This window comes from Micromonospora sp. NPDC001898 (genome assembly GCF_042891255.1).
Lineage (GTDB): Bacteria > Actinomycetota > Actinomycetes > Mycobacteriales > Micromonosporaceae > Micromonospora.
Genome location: NZ_JBIATC010000002.1, coordinates 634,423 through 650,784, shown reverse-complemented (window position 1 = coordinate 650,784; position 16,362 = coordinate 634,423). Strand labels below are relative to the sequence as shown.

The following is a 16,362-nucleotide window of genomic DNA, read 5'->3' as shown; positions in this document are numbered from 1 at the left end:
AGGGTGGCGAAACTGGCAAATCCTGGACGCCGGGTCGGCAAAGTGGCAGCGTAATGGGCATGGCGGATTCCGGAGTGAACCCTACGGCAGCGGCCCTCCTCGGGCTGCTCCACGAGGGTCCGATGACAGGCGGTCAGCTGATGGCCGCCGCCGAGCGCAAGCTCGCCCCGTACTGGTCGATGACCCGCAGCCAGGTCTACCGCGAGCTGCCGGTGCTGGCCGAGCGCGGTCTGGTGCGGTTGGGTAAGCCCGGCCCCCGATCCAGCCAGCCGTATGCGATCACCGCAGCCGGCAAGCGGACCTTCTCCCGCTGGCTGGCCGAGGACCCGGGGCGGGACACCATCCGCAACCCGATCGCCCTGCGGGTGGCCTTCGGCGGCCTGCACTCGCAAGCCCAGCTGCGCAACCTCCAGGCCTCCGCCAACGAATACCACAGCGAGGCCCTGGCCCGGGTGCGGGAGCAGGTGAAGAACGCCAAGAAGGAGGGCGACTCGTACGACGCCAGCGCGCTGGAGTTCGCCGTCGCCTACCACAAGGCCGCCCTGTCCTGGCTGAAGTCCGCCCCCGTCGGCTGACCCGATCGACGGCCCGTCACCCCGCCACCGGGCCGTCGCCGGGGCTGCGTTCGCCCGTGACCAGCGCGGCCGCCAGGCCCGTGCCGGTCGGCCGCGCGGACACTTTTCGGCCGCCACCGTGGGGCTCGCAAGCTGACCTGCCGTATTCGCAGTAGTCTTGTCTGTCGTGACCGCTGCCGATTACGCCGAACAGCTCAAGGAACTCGACGCCATCCTGCGCAACATCGAGGCTGTGCTCAACCTCGATCGACTGCACGAGGACAAGGCCCGGCTCGAGGAGCAGGCCTCCGCGCCGGACCTGTGGGACGACCAGGCCAAGGCGCAGCAGGTGACCTCCCAGCTGTCGTACGTCAACGGCGAGATCAGCAAGCTGGGCAGCCTGCGCTCCCGGCTCGATGACGCCCGCGTGCTGCTGGAGCTCGCCGAAGCCGAGGACGACCCCGGGGTGCTCACCGAGGTGGAGACCGAGATCGGCGGGCTCACCAAGGCCATCCAGGAGATGGAGGTTCGCACCCTGCTGTCCGGCGAGTACGACTCGCGGGAGGCGCTGGTGGCGATCCGGGCCGGGGCCGGCGGCGTGGACGCGGCCGACTTCGCCGAGATGCTGCTGCGGATGTACCTGCGCTGGGCCGAGCGGCACGGCTACCCCACCGAGGTCTACGAGACCTCGTACGCGGAGGAGGCAGGCCTCAAGTCCGCCACCTTCGCGGTCAAGGTCCCGTACGCCTACGGCACGCTGAGCGTGGAGTCCGGCACCCACCGCCTCGTGCGAATCAGCCCGTTCGACAACCAGGGCCGCCGGCAGACCAGCTTCGCCGGCGTCGAGGTGCTGCCGGTGACCGAGCAGACCGACCACATCGACATTCCCGAGAACGAGATGCGGGTCGACGTCTACCGGTCCTCCGGCCCGGGCGGGCAGAGCGTCAACACCACCGACTCGGCGGTGCGGCTCACCCACATCCCCACCGGCATCGTGGTGACCTGCCAGAACGAGAAGTCCCAGCTCCAGAACAAGGCGTCTGCGATGCGGGTGCTCCAGGCCCGGCTGCTGGAGCGCAAGCGCCAGGAGGAGCAGGCCAAGCTGGAGGGGCTCAAGGAGAACGCCGCCGGCTCGTGGGGCGACCAGATGCGTTCGTACGTCCTGCACCCGTACCAGATGGTGAAGGATCTCCGAACCGAGCAGGAGACCGGCAATCCGACCTCGGTCTTCGACGGCGACCTGGACAGTTTCATCGAAGCTGGTATCCGTTGGCGCAAGCAGCGCCAGCTGGCCGGCGACTCAGCGTGATCGATCGCGGGCGGAGCGCGTCGTTGATCTCCCCTTGACCGGGTGTTTCGATGACGCGCCTCGCATCGGCGGGCGTGGGGGCTTGGCTCATCGGTTACACCGCGTAGACTCACCACCCGTGATTCAGCTTGAGCAAGTGACGAAGACGTACCCGAAGGCGTCCCGGCCTTCGCTCGACAACGTGTCCGTCTCGATCGAGAAGGGCGAGTTCGTCTTCTTCATCGGTCCATCAGGCTCCGGCAAGTCCACCATCATCAAGCTGCTGCTGCACGAGGTGACCCCGAACAAGGGGCGGGTCGTCGTCAACAGCAAGGACGTCACCTCGATGCGCTCCTGGAAGCGACCGCACTTCCGGCGTTCGATCGGCTGTGTCTTCCAGGACTTCCGGCTGCTGCCGAACCGCACCGCGTACGAGAACGTGGCGTTCGCCCTCGAGGTGATCGGCAAGACCAAGGCGGTCGCCCGCCGGGTCGTACCCGAGGTGCTGGAGTTGGTGGGGCTCGGTGGCAAGGAACACCGCTACCCGCACGAGCTCTCCGGTGGTGAGCAGCAGCGGGTCGCCGTCGCCCGGGCGTTCGTGAACCGTCCGCTGATCCTGCTCGCGGACGAGCCGACCGGAAACCTGGACCCGGACACGTCGATCGAGATCATGCGCCTCCTGGACCGGATCAACCGCACCGGCACGACCGTCGTGATGGTCACCCACGACTCCAACATCGTGAACCAGATGCGGCGTCGGGTCATCGAGATCGAGAGCGGTCGCATCGTGCGCGACCAGGCCCGTGGCGTCTACGGGTGAGCCGGCGCTCCACCCCTGTGCAGCCTGACGACGATCACCTCACGCCGGAGACCCGGAGGAATTCCCGATGCGCGTGAAATACGTCCTGTCCGAGGTACTGGTCGGACTGTGGCGCAACGTGACCATGACCATCGCGATGATCATCACGATGGCCGTGTCGTTGACCATGCTCGGTGCCAGCGGTCTGATGTACCGCCAGGTGAACGACATGAAGGACCTCTACTACAAGAACATCGAGGTCTCGATCTTCCTGAAGAAGGAGGCCAACGAGCAGCAGCGCGCCGACATCGACACCAAGCTGAAGAGCGATCCCCTGATCAAGGAGGTCGACTTCGTTGACAAGGCCGAGGCGTACAAGCGCTTCCAGGAGATGTTCCAGGACGCGCCCGACCTGCTGAGCGCGGTCAAGGCGGACAGCCTGCCCGAGTCGTTCCGGCTCAAGCTGGTGAACCCCGAGCAGTATCGGGAGATCTACAACCAGTACAAGGACACTGAGGGCGTCGACGAGATCGTCGACCAGAGCCAACTCCTGGACAAGATCTTCAAGATCCTCACCTCGATCCAGAACATCGCGCTGGCGGCTGCGGCGGTGATGGCAATCGCCGCGTTGCTGCTGGTCGCGAACACGATCCAGGTCGCCGCGTACAGCAAGCGGCGTGAAGTCGCGGTCATGAAGCTGGTCGGCGCGTCCAACTGGTTCATCCAGGCGCCGTTCGTGCTGGAGGCCGTGGTCGCGGGCCTGATCGGCTCGCTGCTCGCCCTTGTCGCCCTGATAGCGGCCAAATACCTGCTGTTCGACGGGGCGCTCAGCGACCTTCAGGGGCTGCTCTCCCCGGTCGGCTGGGGCGACATCCTCGTCGTTTTCCCGATCATGGCCGGCGTGGGCGGTCTGGTCAGCGCCGCCACCGCGTGGGTGACCCTCCGGTTCTACCTGCGGGTCTAGTCACCCTCGGGTCCGTCCGACGCGGCAGGGCCCTCCGGCGCGGAATAATCCGCGCCGGAGGGCCCTTGTCGTTCGGGTAGCATGATCTCCGCTTCCGGCCCCGGCCGGGAGCCGCAACGAGGGGAGGTGGCGCCGATGCCACGGGAGAAGGGGCGCAAGGTCGTCGCCTCCAACAAGAAGGCGCGCCACGACTACGCCATCCTCGACACGTACGAGGCGGGCATGCAGCTGACCGGCACCGAGGTCAAGTCGCTGCGGGCGGGGCGGGCGTCGCTGGTTGACGCCTTCGCCCAGGAGCGCGACGGCGAGCTCTACCTGCACTCCATGCACATCCCGGAGTACACCCAGGGCACCTGGACCAACCATGAGCCCCGGCGTACCCGCAAGCTGCTGCTCAAGCGGCTGGAGATCGACCGGCTGATCGGCAAGACCCGCGAGGGCGGCCTCACCATGGTCCCGTTGCAGGTCTACTTCTCCGACGGCTGGGCCAAGGTGGAGATCGCCCTGGCCAAGGGCAAGAAGTCGTACGACAAGCGGCAGGACCTCGCCAAGCGGGACGCGGACCGGGAGATCGCCCGGGCCGCCGGCCGGCGGGGCAAGGGCATGGACGACTGATTCATCCCGTTCATCCGTTTCGGCGCGCCGGAGCGGCCCTCGGGATGAAACCGGTTGCGGAAGGCGTTAGGCTTGTGTGGAGCCGCCGACAGGGGCGGCCCGTCGAGGGGGTGACTGGTTTCGACTTCGTACGCAGCGACAGGGGAAGCGAGCCGAGGAAGCCGACGTCGTCTCGAGAATCGGTCGTCGGAAACTTATAAGCGCCAAGAACAATCGCGCTGACTTCGCTCTCGCCGCCTGAGGCGAGTAGCTGAGTCTGTCGGCCTGGGAACGCCTTCGTCCCAGTCAGCCGGCATCAGTTAGAGGGCTGGCCAATCGGACCCGGTCGCGGGGTCCGTGCGGCGAGATTAATCAGCGACTGGGCCCGTCACACCAACTTGCTCGCGTGAGCGGTGGGGCCGAGTAGAGGCATAGCGAGCTGCGCTCGGAGAAGCCCTGACAAACCGGCGAAGGACCCGGGTTCGATTCCCGGCACCTCCACCACCTGACTGTGCGCCCCGGCCCACTCGGACCGGGGCGCACAGCCGTGTCCGGGCCGCACAGTCGTTCGGGCCGGTGGTCCAGGGCAATTGCCCCCCGACTTCGACAACGCAACGACCCTGCCGGTGACCCGAGGCCGGGGAACCGGAAACGGCACGGGCGCGTCGAAGGGATATGCGTCCAGTTCTCGCCCTGGTGGGCCTGCCCCTGCTCCTCATCGCAGCCGGTTGCGCCCCGGCCGGGTCGGAGCCGGGCGCCGGCGGCACCCCCGGCGGCGCCGACGACCGGTCGGAGCCGTTCCACCAGCGGGCCGCCGAGGTGGCCGAGGCGTGGCGGCCCGGGAACGCCTGGACCGCCGGCTACGTGCCGCTCCAGGAGCCGACCGTGCTGCTCGGGGACCCCGATTTCACCCCGGAGACCGAGCAGGCGTTCCGCAACGGCTGGTACCGGGAGCAGGTCGCGGTGCCCACCGCCGAGCCGGCCGACGCCGCGATCCGCTTCCCCGACGGGACGCTGACCGTGCCGCTGGTCAGTGCCGGCACGGCGTACCGGCAGCTCGCCCAGGGAGACCCGCCGCCGTGTGCGGGACGGCCGCAGCGGCCGACGCCCGAGAAACGGCCGGGCTTCCGGCCGAAGCCCGGTGCCACGGACGGGCCCGTCATCGAGCCGGGCCCGGACGGTCCGATCATCTCGCCCGGTCCGGACGGGCCGATCATCGAGCCCGGCGCCACGGGCAGGCCGACCATCGAACCGGGGCCGGACGGGCCGGCGAGCAGCGTGCCGTCGGCCGCCTGCGTGCCGCTGACCGTCACCGCCGTGCGGCTCGGTACCGCGCCGGTGCGTACCAGCCGGGGCGAGGCGCAGGTCCCGGCCTGGGTGTTCACCGTCGAGGAGCTGAAGGCCCCGGTGGCCCGGCTCGCGGTCGCGCCCGGCTCGGTCACCGCCGTGCCCCAGGGCGTCGCGCCCACCGGGCCGGTGCCCGACGGCGTGGTCAGTGCCCAAGACCTCCAGGCCGTCGACGGGGCCCGGCTGACCTGGCGGATCGGCGTGGGCGCCTGCGACACCGCGCCCACCCCGCTGGTGCGGGAGCGAGACGACGTGGTGGTGGTCGGCGGCGGCGTCACCCCGGCCACCGGCATCTGCACCGATCAGCTTCTGCTCAAGCCGGTCACCGTCACCCTGAAGGCGGCGCTCGGCGACCGGACGGTGCTCGACGTGGCCACCGGTGCGCCGCTGGTCCTGCGCCGCTGAGCCGCCCGTCCGGGGCTCAGAGCAGCTGCGGGATGTCGGTGCTGATCGGCACCGGCAGCACGGTGGGCCGGTCTGCGGCCAGCGCAGCGCGCAGCGCGTCACCCAACCCGTCGGGTTCCTCGACGACCGTGGCGGCGCAGCCGTACCCTCGGGCCACCGCGGTGATGTCCAGGCCGGGCAGGTCCAGGCCCGGAACCCCGGGGGTGTGCTTCAGTTCGGCGAACGACTTGAGGATCGCGTACTGCTGGTTGACCGGGACGACGACGGCGAGCGGCAGGCGCAGCCGCGCGGCCGTCCACAGGGCCTGTACCGAGTAGTGGAACGAGCCGTCCCCGATCACCGCCACCACCGGGCGGCCCCGCCCGGTGTCCCGCTCGGCCAGCGCGATCCCGACCGCCGCCGGTAGCCCGAAGCCGAGCCCGCCGCTGGCCATCGTGAAGTAGGACGCGGGCCGGGTGGCCGGCAGCCGGCGGCGCAGCGCGGCCAGGTTGGACGGTGACTCCTGCACCAGAACCCCGTCGGGCGGCCAGTGCCGGGCCAGGATGGCGAAGAGGCCGTCCGGGCTCAGCGGCGGGCCCAGGTCGGGCGGCTCGGGGGCGGGCCGGGGCTGCGGGGGCGGGCGCTCGGCCGCCGGGAGCAGGTCGACCAGGGCGGCGAGCGCCAGACCCGGGTCGCCGAGCAGGCTGTCCCCGACCGGCGCGCGGGCCGTCTCCTCCGGGTCGTCGGTCACGTGCAGCAGCCGGGAGCCGGCGGGCAGGTAGTCCCCGGGCACGTGTGGGTAGTACCGGAACACCGGCGCGCCGACCACCAGCACCGTGTCGTGCCCGCGCAGAGCGTCGGCCAGCGGCCCGATCGCGTACGGCAGCACACCCCGGTAGTGCGGGTGGTCCTCGGGGAACGCGGCCCGCTCCGGGGCCGGCGCGGACCAGACCGGGGCGGCCAACCGCTCGGCCAACGCGACCGCCGCCGGCCACGCTCCGGCTCTGTCGACCGCCCCGCCGAGGACGAGCGCCGGGGAGCGGCTGGCGGCCACCGTGGCGGCGAACTCGCGCAGCCGGGTCGGGTCCGGGGCGTACCGGGTGGCCACCGTGCGCACCTCGGGCGCCCCGCCCGCCGGCTGCTGCCAGTCGTCCAGCGGCAGGGAGAGGAAGACCGGCCCGGCCGGCGGCTGCACCGCCGTGGCGTACGCCCGCATGAACGCCGCCGGGATGTCCTGCGCGCGGGGCGGCTCGTAGCTCCACTTGACGTACGGCTGGGTCAGCTCGACCGCCCGGCGACTGGTCAGCCGGGGCTCGATCAGCAGCATCTCCCGGGTCTGCTGGCCGGCGGTGACGATCAGCGGGGTCTTGTTGTGCCAGGCGGTGACCAGGTTGCCCATGCCGTTGCCGGTGCCCGGGGCGGTGTGCAGGTTGACGTGCGCGGGGCGGCCGGTCGCCTGGGCGTACCCGTCGGCCATCCCCACCGCGGACGCCTCGTGCAGGGCGTGCACGTAGTGGAAGTCGGCGGGGAACTCCTGTAGGAACGGCTCCTCGGTGGAGCCGGGGTTGCCGAAGACGGTGGTCAGGCCCAGCGCCCGGAGCAGGTCGTACGTCGTCTCGCGGACCGTTGCCATCGGTGGGCCTCCGTGTCGCGGCGCGGGCTGCCTCCTCGCCGGAGACGACGCGGCGATCGGGCCCCGACCTGCCGAATCTATCCGGAAAATGCTCACCTACCGGGTAATTCGCCCTAGTCCGCAGTGATCGCCGCCACGCCGGCCCTGGGTCAGGGGAGGGGGAAGGGCAGCTTGATCCCGTCCAGCGCCCGCCCGCACGGGCAGTCCCGCCCGGCCGGCAGGGCGGCGACCGCGTCCAGCAGCACCCCGCGCAGCCGGTCGGTGTTCTCGCCGAAGACCCGGAAGACCTCCTCCTGGGTCACCGGCTCGCCGCTCTCCACCCCCGCGTCCAGGTCGGTGACCAGGGCGATCGGGGTGTAGCAGAGGGCCAACTCCCGGGCCAGCACCGCCTCCGGGTGGCCGGTCATGTTGACCACCGCCCCGCCGATCGCGGTGAACCAGCGGGACTCCGCCCGGGTGGAGAAGCGCGGCCCCTCCACGACCACCATCGTCCCGCCGTCGACCGCCGACACGCCCCGCCCGGCCGCCGCGTCGAGCAGCGTCCGGCGGCCCACCGGGCAGTACGGGTCGGCGAAAGTCACATGCACCGCGCCCCGGTCGTAGTACGTCTGGACCCGACCGCTGGTGCGGTCGACGAGCTGGTCCGGCACCACGAAGGTGCCCGGCCCCAACTCGGGACGCAGCCCGCCGACCGCGCACGGGGCGAGCACCTGGCGTACCCCGAGCGACCGCAGCGCCCACAGGTTCGCCCGGTACGGGATCAGGTGCGGTGGGTGCCGGTGGTCGCGCCCGTGGCGGGGCAGGAACGCCACCCGCCGGCCGCCCACCTCGGCGATCGTCACCGGGTCCGAGGGCTCCCCATACGGTGTCTCCACCTGGTGCTCGGTGGCACCCTCCAGGAGGGCGTAGAGCCCCGAGCCGCCGATCACCGCGATGTCCGCCGTCGGCCCCATCGTCACCCCCTCCGGTCCCACTCGATCATCCACCGGTCAGACCTTAACCAGTGCCCCGACCGCAAGCTATGGTGCCAGGCATGGCGTTGACAGCAGGGATGAGCGCGGAGTCCCGTGCCGACCGGGTGTGGCCCTCCACATCCCCGCTCGGCCCCGGCGTCGATGCCGTCCGGTCCGGCCGCGGTGCCGACGTCCGGGGCGACGGCCCCCGTCCCTCGGCGCGTGGCTGACGGATGTCTGACATGCAGGGAGAAGACCAGGCGATCGGCGGGCGTGCGATGGAGTCGATGACCGGACGGCTGCTGGTCGCGACCCCGACGCTCAAGGACCCGAACTTCGACCGGACGGTGGTGCTGCTCGTCGCGCACGAGCCGGGCGGGGCGCTGGGCGTGGTGCTCAACCGGGCCACCGAGGTCCCGGTCGTCGATGTCCTCGGTGACTGGAGCTACCTGGCCCGGAACCCGGCGGTGCTGTTCGAGGGCGGGCCGGTGCAGCCGGACTCGGCGATCTGTCTGGCCCGGTTGCGCGGCCCGGTCAAGCGGTTGCGCGGCTTCCACCAGGTCGCCGGCGCCGTCGGCACGATCGACCTCTCCGCCGACCCGGAGCGGATGCGGGAGAGTGTCGGCGGCATCCGGGTCTTCGCCGGCTACTCCGGTTGGGGTGCGGGCCAGCTCGAACAGGAGATCGAGGACGGTTCCTGGTTCGTCTTCGACGCGCTGCCCGGGGATGCCTTCGTCGACCGCCCGGACGACCTGTGGCCGATGGTCCTGCGCCGGCAGGGCGGCATGATGGCGGCGGTCGCCCACTTCCCGCCGGACGTCGCGCTGAACTGACCCGCGGGGCGGGGGCCCGCGAGATGACCATGGCGGCCGGCGTGTGTATAGTTCTCTCCGTGCCCGGGCAACCGGGGGCAAGGTGAGGGGCCGTGGCGCAGCTGGTAGCGCACCACACTGGCAGTGTGGGGGTCAGGGGTTCGAGTCCCCTCGGCTCCACCCTTACGAAACGCCCTGGTGAGAGACAGAATCTCGCACCAGGGCGTTCCTCGTTTTCGCCATTCTCGGGGCGCTCCGTGCCAGATCAGGCGCTGACCTTGTCTCGCGCCTCTTCGATCAGCGCGTCCAGGGCGGCGGCGATGGCGTGATCGCGGTCATGGGTGGCGTGCCTCAGCCCGGACGGCAGACTGATCGGTCGTTTTCCCGCCTCGGATTTCGGGTCGTCGTCAATCTGCCTGCCATCCTCCATTTTCGCCGTGGCGCGGCGTACCCGTAGTTCCATCGTGCGCAGGTCGATGTCTCGGCGGCGCAGCGCTACTAGTTCGCCGAACCGTAGTTGCGCGAATGCGGCCAGGCAGCGCGGCTACCCACAGTGCGGGCCAGCCCGATTCCCAAGCTGACAGTGCGGGTTCGATTCCCGTCACCTCCTCCAGCGCGGCCCCGTCGCGGGACGGCCCAGCTCGGCGGCTGGCCGTAACATGAGCTTCCATGGCCCGTTCCACGTCGATAGAACCGCCGGCCCGCCGGCTTACAGACGGCACTGTCGCCTTGCGGCTTCGGCGGGCTTCTGACCTCGGCGCGATTGCCGCAGCCAGTCATGACCCCGAAACCCGTCGGTGGCTGGACGACGAGCCGATGGATGAGGAGGCGCGCCGTACGAGCTTGGCCCGGGCCGACGAGGCATGGCGGAACGGGAGGGGTGCCCCGTTAGTAATCGCAGACGCTGTGACCGACGAGCCCGTTGGGATCATCAACCTTCAGTTCCGAAGCGATGACGTCGCCACTGTCGCCTACAACGTGTTCCCCGAGAACCGTGGCCGGGGTATCGCCCCGATGGCCGTGCAGTTGCTGGCGGCCTGGGCGTTGTCCGACCTTCGGGTGAAGCGGCTGATCCTTGAGGCGAGCGACGGGAACACGGCATCGATCAGGGTGGCCGAGAAGTGTCACTTCCAGTACGTCGGCACCCGCACCGAGACGCCGGAGGACGGCGAGCAGCAGCACACTACGGTCGTCTTCGCACTTGAAGGACTCAATTCCGCCCTTGGGTGATCTAGCTGGGTGACGACGGGGGCGGGCGAACATGGATGCCGGTACCTGCTGGGTCGGGCCGGTCGCATCGAGTGACCGAATTGCCCGCGCTGGACGCGCTGGCCGTCGCCGTCGCGCGTAGCGTGATCGTGCAGCTGGAAGAAACCCCGGGAGGAAACGAATCGTGACCCTGTCCACCCCCGCGCCCGCACTCGCGTACTTCGGCGTCGACGCGCTGATCGACGACGACACCCGGGCCCTCCAGACCGCCGTACGTGGCTTCGTCGACCGGCGGATCCGCCCGGAGATCGCCACCTGGTACGAGGACGGCAGCCTGCCCGTCCGGGACCTGGCCCTCGAACTCGGGCAGCTCGGCGTGCTCGGCATGCACCTTGAGGGCTACGGCTGCGCCGGCACCTCCGCCGTCGCGTACGGGCTGGCCTGCTTCGAGCTGGAGGCGGGCGACTCGGGGGTGCGCTCCCTGGTCTCGGTGCAGGGATCGCTCGCCATGTACGCCATCTGGCGGTTCGGCTCCGAGGAGCAGAAGCAGCAGTGGCTGCCCAGGATGGCCGCCGGTGAGGCCATCGGCTGCTTCGGCCTGACGGAACCGGACTTCGGCTCCGACCCGGCCGGCATGCGGACCAGGGCCCGCCGCGACGGGGACGACTGGGTGCTCAACGGCACCAAGATGTGGATCACCAACGGCTCCGTCGCGGATGTCGCCGTGGTGTGGGCCCGCACCGACGAGGGCGTCCGCGGCTTCCTCGTCCCCGCCGGCACCCCCGGCTTCACCGCCCCGGAGATCACCCGCAAGCTCTCCCTACGCGCCTCGGTGACCTCGGAACTCGTCCTCGACGACGTGCGGCTGCCCGCCGACGCGATGCTGCCGGAGGCCGCCGGCCTGTCCGGTCCGCTGTCGTGTCTCAACGAGGCCCGCTTCGGCATCGTCTTCGGGGCGCTGGGCGCGGCCCACGACTGCCTGGACACGACGATCGCGTACGCCCGCAGCCGGCTGATCTTCGACAAGCCGCTCGCCGCGTACCAGGCCACCCAGCTCAAGTTCGCCGACATGGGGCTGGAACTGGGCAAGGGGATGCTGCTGGCGTTGCAGATCGGCGCGATGAAGGACGCCGGCACCCTCGACCACCGGCAGGTCAGCCTGGGCAAGCTCAACAGCGTGCGGGAGGCCATCGCCATCGCCCGCGAGTGCCGGTCCATCCTCGGCGCGGCCGGGATCACCCTCGACTACCCGGTCATCCGCCACTCGGCCAACCTCGAATCCGTGCTCACCTACGAGGGCACCTCCGAGGTCCATCAGCTGATCATCGGACAGGTGCTGACCGGCCACGCCGCCTTCAAGTGAGCGGGCCCGGCCTGGCCGGGGCGGTGAGACTCGTTCGCACACGGCGGTGAACTTCGTGTGTAACGCGGGCGCGGGGCTCCCCGTTGGCGGCTCGTCGTGCAGCCGGTCGGCCAGTGCCAGAACGTTGCCTGGCGCGGGAGCGGTCAGGTCCGGCCGGCTGTTTGGCGGGGACCAGGAGCAGCGCCGCGAGGAGGTCGGTTTCACCGCGGCGGCGGCTGGCCGCGCCATCGGCATCATCCAGGCGTACGTCTCCGGAGTGGAGGCCGGCAAAGTGAAGCTTCCGGCCTCCCGGTTGGCTCAGATCGTCGAGGCCTACGAACTGGAGCCGACCATGCAGTCGCTGATGGACGGTCGATCGGAAAGCCGACAGACATAACTGCACGCATCGCCGCCTCCGTAGCCTCGTCAGCACCGCACGCCGAGGAGGTTGGGTGTCTCACGTCCGCATCCGGATCGACTTCACGCCGCTCGACGACGACGACGAGTTCGTCCTCGGCCAGCTGACCGACGAGCTGGCGGACGACCTCCGCGAGGCCGGCGAGGTGGAGCGCGTCGAGCGGCCCACCACCGATCCGGCTGCCAAGGGCGTCGGCGAGGTGGCGCTCGGCGTGGTGACCGTGCTGGCGGGCGTCGACCCTGGCTACGTGCAGGCGCTGGTCGACGTGGTCCTGGCCTTCCTGCAACGCCACACCGGCCGCCGGGTGCACCTGCGGGTCGGTGACATCGAGCTGACCATCGACCGGCCCACCCACGGCCAGACCGACGAACTGATCAGGACGGTGCGGGCCGCGATCGAACGGTCCCGCCACTGATGGGTCGGCACGCCCTGCTGCTCGGCACGGCCGCCTGCCACGTCGACCGCGAGCTTGCGCCCCTTCCCTCGGTACGACAGGACGTGGCGCAGCTCAAGGCCCTGCTGGACGGCGCCGGCGAGTTCGACACCGTACGCGCCGAACTGGACCTGCCCGCCGCGCACCTGCGTCAGGTCGTCGAGGAGTTCTACGGCGCGCGGCGCAACGGCGACCTGGCGCTGCTGTACTACTCCGGCCACGGCGTGCTGCACGGCGACGGGCAGTCACTGTTCCTGGCCGCGACCGACACGGTCTGCGGGCAGTTGCACGCGACCGCCTTCGACACCGACGGCACCCTGCGCCATCTGCTCAACCACACCAAGGCCAGCCAGAAGGTGGTCCTCCTCGACTGCTGCTTCTCCGGCGCGTTCACGACCCGGCACCGTTTCCGGGGCGGAGTGCGCGAAGAGCCGCGCCGCGCCAAGCGTGAACGTGGCACCTTCATGCTGACCTCCAGCACCCACCTCAAGGCGTCGAAGGCGCAGGGACCGGACCAGCCGTCGATCTTCACCGAGGTGCTCCTCACCGGCCTGCGGGGCGCGGCCGAGGGGACGGCGGACGACGGTTGGATCACCACCAACGACCTCTCCCGGTACGCCCTGACCGAGATGGCCCGGCGTCGTCAGCACAACCCGGTCGAGTCGAGTGAGGGAGTCACCGAGCCGATCCGGCTGGCGACCGTGCCCGGATCCGCAGCCGCCGCGAGGCAGGTCGTAGCCGCCACGGCGAGCCCGGCGGACGAGGCGCCGTTCGACGCCGACCAGTGGCGTCGCCTGGTGACCTACTACGTCAACTGCATGCAGCGGTCGACCGTGCTGCAGTCCCTCATCGATCCCCAGGCAACCGGTACGTACGTCGCGGCTCCGCCCGGGTCCGAGGCCGTCCTCACCTCGGACACGCCCGTCCGGCTGGGCGGTACAGCCGCCAAACTCGCCGCGCGGGCTCGCGCCGACGGCAGGGAGGTGCAGTACGGCTATCCGGTCGTCGCCGTCCGGCCCGGCCGGGGCAGACCTCCCCGGCTCGCCCCGCTCCTGGTCTGTGATGTCACCGTCGGCGCGGACGACATCCTGCACGCCTCCTTTCCGCCCCGTCCAAGCTCAGCCCTCGTCGACCTGTTCCAGCTCTCCGAGGTGGAAGCCGACGAGCTGCGGCAACGCGTCGAGCAGGTCTTCGTGCCGGGTGACCCCGCTGCCCTGGTCGCCACCGTCGACGTGCTCATGAAGACGTTCGGGCTGGACCCGGTGGTCGAGATCGACCCGGCGATGCTCGTCGGCACCATCCGGCCGGGACCGGTGCGCGGGGTGCAGAACGCGGCCATCCTCTACACCGTCGACGCCACCGAGTCACCGCAGCGGCAGCTCGTCGACGACCTGCGAGGCATGGTCAAGAATCCGAAGCTCATCGAGCGGACCGCCCTGGGCGCGCTGGCGCTCCGTCCCGACGAGGTGCCTCCGACGCCGGCCGTGACGGTGGCGATGAGCGCCACGAACGAGGCGCAGGAGGAGATCATCCAGGCGGCGATGTCGCAGCCGTTGACCGTCGCCCAGGGGCCTCCGGGCACCGGCAAGAGTCAACTGGTCACCGCCCTGTTGGCCACCGCCACCGCCGCCGGCCAGAGCGTGCTCATCGGTTCCACCAGCAATCAGGCCGTCGACTCGGTGCTCGGCCGGGTCACCGACCTGATCGGTCCGGGCCTGCTGCTGCGTACCGGCAACAAGGAACACCGGCTGCAGGAACCGAAACATCTCGCCGACATCCTCGGGGCCTATCCGCCGGCGGAGCACCGCACCGAGCCGGACGACCGTACCCCGCTGCACGAGCTGCGACTGCTGGCGGAGAAGGCTGCCGGATTCCGGGGGACGCTGGACAAGCTCCGTCTGCTCGAACGCGACCTCGCCGAGCTGGCCGTCGAGCGTGACTCCGACCCGGGCTCCGGGGCGGCCACGCTGCCGGACGACGACAGGGCTCTGGCGCAGCTCGTCCACCTGACCGATCGAGCGCTCGCCAGCAGGTGGCTCGGGTGGTGGTACCGGTGGCGGCTGCGGACGTACCGGGTCGTCGACCGGGCCGCCGTCGAGGCGCTCGCCGAGCGGGCGGTGATCGAGCTGCGTTGGCGCGAACGCCGGCAGCGTCTCGCTGAGCTGCCCGACGGCGACGCTTCCTGGCGGGAACTGGTCGAGCTGGTCGGCACCGACAGGCCCGCGCTCAGCATCAAACTGCTGCGGGCGCAGATCGCCCGCCGGGTGGCTGCGGGGGCGCGCCTGTTGCAGGACCGGGCCGACGAGATGGCCAAGCCGCAGTCGGACAGCTGGGCCTACTTCCCCGAGCTGCTGCGGGTGCTGCCGGGCTGGGCGGTGACCGCGCTGTCCGCCCGGCGCTTGCGCAGAAGCCCCGCGTTGTACGACCTCGTGGTGATCGACGAGGCGGCGCAGTGCACCATTCCCGCGATCCTGCCCATGCTCTACCGCGCCAAGCGGGCGCTGATCATCGGCGATCCGCGTCAGCTCGCGCCCGTCGTGGACCTGCCCGAGGCTGACGACGTCACCGAGCGCGCCCGGGCCGAGGTGAGCACCGGCTGGCTGACCACCCGTCGGCTCACCTACACGGGCCACTCCGCGTACGACGCGTTCGCCGCCGCGGCGGGCTCGACGCACCTCCTCGACGAGCACTACCGGTGCCACCCGGACATCGTCGACGTGCCGAACCGGGAGGTCTACCAGGGGCGGCTCACCGTGCTGACCGACCCGGCCCGACTGGCCGCTGCGGCCGAGCCGGCGGTGCGCTGGCGCGACGTCCCCGGGAGGTTCAGCCCCGGGGCGACCGGTTCCGGGCGTAACCAGGTGGAGATCGATCAGGTGGTCACCGAGGTGGCGCACCTGCGGGCGGCGTACCCCGATGCCTCGATCGGGGTGGTCACGCCGCTCGCCGCGCACCAGCGTCGCCTGGCGGCGGCCCTGCGCGACGCCGGCCTCACCGACAATCTGCTCTGCGCGACCATCCACAAGTTCCAGGGCAGCGAACGGGACATCATGGTCGTCTCGCCGGTCGGGGCGTACGGCATTCCGGACCGTACCCGAGGCTGGCTCGTGTACCAGACCAACCTGTGGAATGTCGCCATCACCCGGGCCCGGTCCCAGCTCGTCGTGGTCGGCGACCGTTCGTGGTGGTCGGGGCAACGTGGACTGCTCACCGCGTTGGCCCTCGGCCGCGAGGCCGCCGACAGGGCGCCGGATGCCGCAATGGCGGCTACCGACCGGTTGCATCGTGCCCTTGGGGGAACCGGCCTCGCCGTGCGGCGTGACGCCTCCCTGGCCGGGCGGACCGTCGACCTCCTGGTGCGCCACGCGGACGCCGAACTGGCCGTCGTCGTTGACGATCCGGCGGGCGATTCCGACGGCCGGGGACTGCGTAAGGTGCTCGCCCAGCTCGACATCACCGCCGGCCTCACCCCCGTCCGTCGGGTACCGGCCTGGCGTTGTCTGGCGGAGCCGGAGCAGGTAGCGGCCGAGTTGACCGACGACCTGCGCCGGTTGGCAGGAACGGACGCCCGGGAATGGTGATGTCGGTCAGCCCGTGGCTCTACCCAGAGGATGTTGGTGGGGCGCTTCGCC

15 protein-coding genes, 1 tRNA gene and 1 other RNA gene are annotated in these 16,362 nt (G+C 70.7%); 14 read left to right on the top strand and 3 right to left on the bottom strand.

The window, feature by feature from the left end; genetic code table 11:
• Positions 1-59: 59 nt before the first annotated feature.
• From ACFYZF_RS07585 to ACFYZF_RS07555, 7 genes are all read left to right on the top strand, one after another.
• The gene (locus tag ACFYZF_RS07585) at positions 60-575 is read left to right on the top strand and encodes a helix-turn-helix transcriptional regulator (protein WP_387016954.1); all 516 of its coding nucleotides are present in this window, start codon (positions 60-62) and stop codon (positions 573-575) included.
• Between the two features lie 166 nt (positions 576-741).
• Positions 742-1,863: a peptide chain release factor 2 gene (prfB, locus tag ACFYZF_RS07580; RefSeq protein WP_387016952.1), complete on the top strand. Its 1,122-nt coding sequence runs from the start codon at positions 742-744 to the stop codon at positions 1,861-1,863.
• A gap of 118 nt (positions 1,864-1,981) precedes the next feature.
• A complete protein-coding gene (gene ftsE, locus ACFYZF_RS07575) occupies positions 1,982-2,662 on the top strand; it encodes a cell division ATP-binding protein FtsE (protein ID WP_117665857.1) in 681 nt (226 codons plus the stop codon).
• Between the two features lie 67 nt (positions 2,663-2,729).
• Positions 2,730-3,605: a permease-like cell division protein FtsX gene (gene ftsX, locus ACFYZF_RS07570; protein ID WP_387016950.1), complete on the top strand. Its 876-nt coding sequence runs from the start codon at positions 2,730-2,732 to the stop codon at positions 3,603-3,605.
• A 135-nt stretch (positions 3,606-3,740) separates the two neighbouring features.
• Positions 3,741-4,220, top strand: a complete 480-nt coding sequence (gene smpB / locus ACFYZF_RS07565; protein WP_161687388.1) for an SsrA-binding protein SmpB — start codon at positions 3,741-3,743, stop codon at positions 4,218-4,220.
• A 106-nt stretch (positions 4,221-4,326) separates the two neighbouring features.
• Positions 4,327-4,703, top strand: a transfer-messenger RNA (tmRNA) gene (ssrA, locus tag ACFYZF_RS07560).
• 171 nt (positions 4,704-4,874) lie between these two features.
• Positions 4,875-5,951 (top strand): hypothetical protein, encoded by a 1,077-nt coding sequence (locus ACFYZF_RS07555; RefSeq protein WP_387016949.1) that lies wholly within the window; start codon positions 4,875-4,877, stop codon positions 5,949-5,951.
• Positions 5,952-5,967: 16 nt separating this feature from the next.
• Here the strand turns inward: ACFYZF_RS07555 and mdlC are convergent, their stop codons facing one another.
• Positions 5,968-7,563, bottom strand: a complete 1,596-nt coding sequence (gene mdlC / locus ACFYZF_RS07550; RefSeq protein ID WP_387016948.1) for a benzoylformate decarboxylase — start codon at positions 7,561-7,563, stop codon at positions 5,968-5,970.
• A 149-nt stretch (positions 7,564-7,712) separates the two neighbouring features.
• Positions 7,713-8,516: an S-methyl-5'-thioadenosine phosphorylase gene (locus ACFYZF_RS07545; protein WP_387017130.1), complete on the bottom strand. Its 804-nt coding sequence runs from the start codon at positions 8,514-8,516 to the stop codon at positions 7,713-7,715.
• A 242-nt stretch (positions 8,517-8,758) separates the two neighbouring features.
• Here ACFYZF_RS07545 and ACFYZF_RS07540 point away from each other — a divergent pair, with 242 nt between their 5' ends.
• Together ACFYZF_RS07540 and ACFYZF_RS07535 are read left to right on the top strand one after the other, a co-directional pair.
• Positions 8,759-9,349 (top strand): YqgE/AlgH family protein, encoded by a 591-nt coding sequence (locus tag ACFYZF_RS07540; RefSeq protein WP_387016946.1) that lies wholly within the window; start codon positions 8,759-8,761, stop codon positions 9,347-9,349.
• Positions 9,350-9,435: 86 nt separating this feature from the next.
• A tRNA-Ala gene (locus ACFYZF_RS07535) sits at positions 9,436-9,508 on the top strand.
• A gap of 85 nt (positions 9,509-9,593) precedes the next feature.
• Here the strand turns inward: ACFYZF_RS07535 and ACFYZF_RS07530 are convergent.
• Positions 9,594-9,791, bottom strand: coding sequence for a hypothetical protein (locus ACFYZF_RS07530; RefSeq protein ID WP_387016944.1), 198 nt, complete (start codon positions 9,789-9,791; stop codon positions 9,594-9,596).
• 206 nt (positions 9,792-9,997) lie between these two features.
• On the opposite strand from ACFYZF_RS07530, the gene ACFYZF_RS07525 reads away from it, so the two are divergent.
• The 5 genes from ACFYZF_RS07525 (at position 9,998) to ACFYZF_RS07505 (ending at position 16,311) form a co-directional block, all read left to right on the top strand.
• Positions 9,998-10,558 carry a GNAT family N-acetyltransferase gene (locus ACFYZF_RS07525; RefSeq protein ID WP_387016942.1) on the top strand — a complete coding sequence of 187 codons (561 nt, stop codon included), beginning with the start codon at positions 9,998-10,000 and terminating at the stop codon, positions 10,556-10,558.
• Between the two features lie 163 nt (positions 10,559-10,721).
• A complete protein-coding gene (locus tag ACFYZF_RS07520) occupies positions 10,722-11,900 on the top strand; it encodes an acyl-CoA dehydrogenase family protein (RefSeq protein ID WP_387016940.1) in 1,179 nt (392 codons plus the stop codon).
• 46 nt (positions 11,901-11,946) lie between these two features.
• Positions 11,947-12,276, top strand: a complete 330-nt coding sequence (locus ACFYZF_RS07515) for a helix-turn-helix domain-containing protein (protein WP_387016938.1) — start codon at positions 11,947-11,949, stop codon at positions 12,274-12,276.
• A 55-nt stretch (positions 12,277-12,331) separates the two neighbouring features.
• The gene (locus tag ACFYZF_RS07510) at positions 12,332-12,712 is read left to right on the top strand and encodes a hypothetical protein (RefSeq protein WP_387016936.1); all 381 of its coding nucleotides are present in this window, start codon (positions 12,332-12,334) and stop codon (positions 12,710-12,712) included.
• Positions 12,712-16,311, top strand: a complete 3,600-nt coding sequence (locus tag ACFYZF_RS07505; RefSeq protein ID WP_387016934.1) for an AAA domain-containing protein — start codon at positions 12,712-12,714, stop codon at positions 16,309-16,311. The genes ACFYZF_RS07510 and ACFYZF_RS07505 overlap by 1 nt, the downstream gene beginning before the upstream one ends.
• The last annotated feature ends 51 nt before the right edge of the window (positions 16,312-16,362 follow it).

Excerpts from the sequence above, each read along its gene's own strand:
- ACFYZF_RS07525 (WP_387016942.1), top strand. The coding sequence starts at position 9,998 with ATGGCCCGTTCCACGTCGATAGAACCGCCGGCCCGCCGGCTTACAGAC.
- ACFYZF_RS07545 (WP_387017130.1), bottom strand. The coding sequence starts at position 8,516 with ATGGGGCCGACGGCGGACATCGCGGTGATCGGCGGCTCGGGGCTCTAC.
- ACFYZF_RS07505 (WP_387016934.1), top strand. The coding sequence starts at position 12,712 with ATGGGTCGGCACGCCCTGCTGCTCGGCACGGCCGCCTGCCACGTCGAC.
- ACFYZF_RS07540 (WP_387016946.1), top strand. The coding sequence starts at position 8,759 with ATGCAGGGAGAAGACCAGGCGATCGGCGGGCGTGCGATGGAGTCGATG.
- mdlC (WP_387016948.1), bottom strand. The coding sequence starts at position 7,563 with ATGGCAACGGTCCGCGAGACGACGTACGACCTGCTCCGGGCGCTGGGC.
- smpB (WP_161687388.1), top strand. The coding sequence starts at position 3,741 with ATGCCACGGGAGAAGGGGCGCAAGGTCGTCGCCTCCAACAAGAAGGCG.
- ACFYZF_RS07555 (WP_387016949.1), top strand. The coding sequence starts at position 4,875 with ATGCGTCCAGTTCTCGCCCTGGTGGGCCTGCCCCTGCTCCTCATCGCA.
- ftsX (WP_387016950.1), top strand. The coding sequence starts at position 2,730 with ATGCGCGTGAAATACGTCCTGTCCGAGGTACTGGTCGGACTGTGGCGC.
- ACFYZF_RS07530 (WP_387016944.1), bottom strand. The coding sequence starts at position 9,791 with ATGGAACTACGGGTACGCCGCGCCACGGCGAAAATGGAGGATGGCAGG.
- ACFYZF_RS07585 (WP_387016954.1), top strand. The coding sequence starts at position 60 with ATGGCGGATTCCGGAGTGAACCCTACGGCAGCGGCCCTCCTCGGGCTG.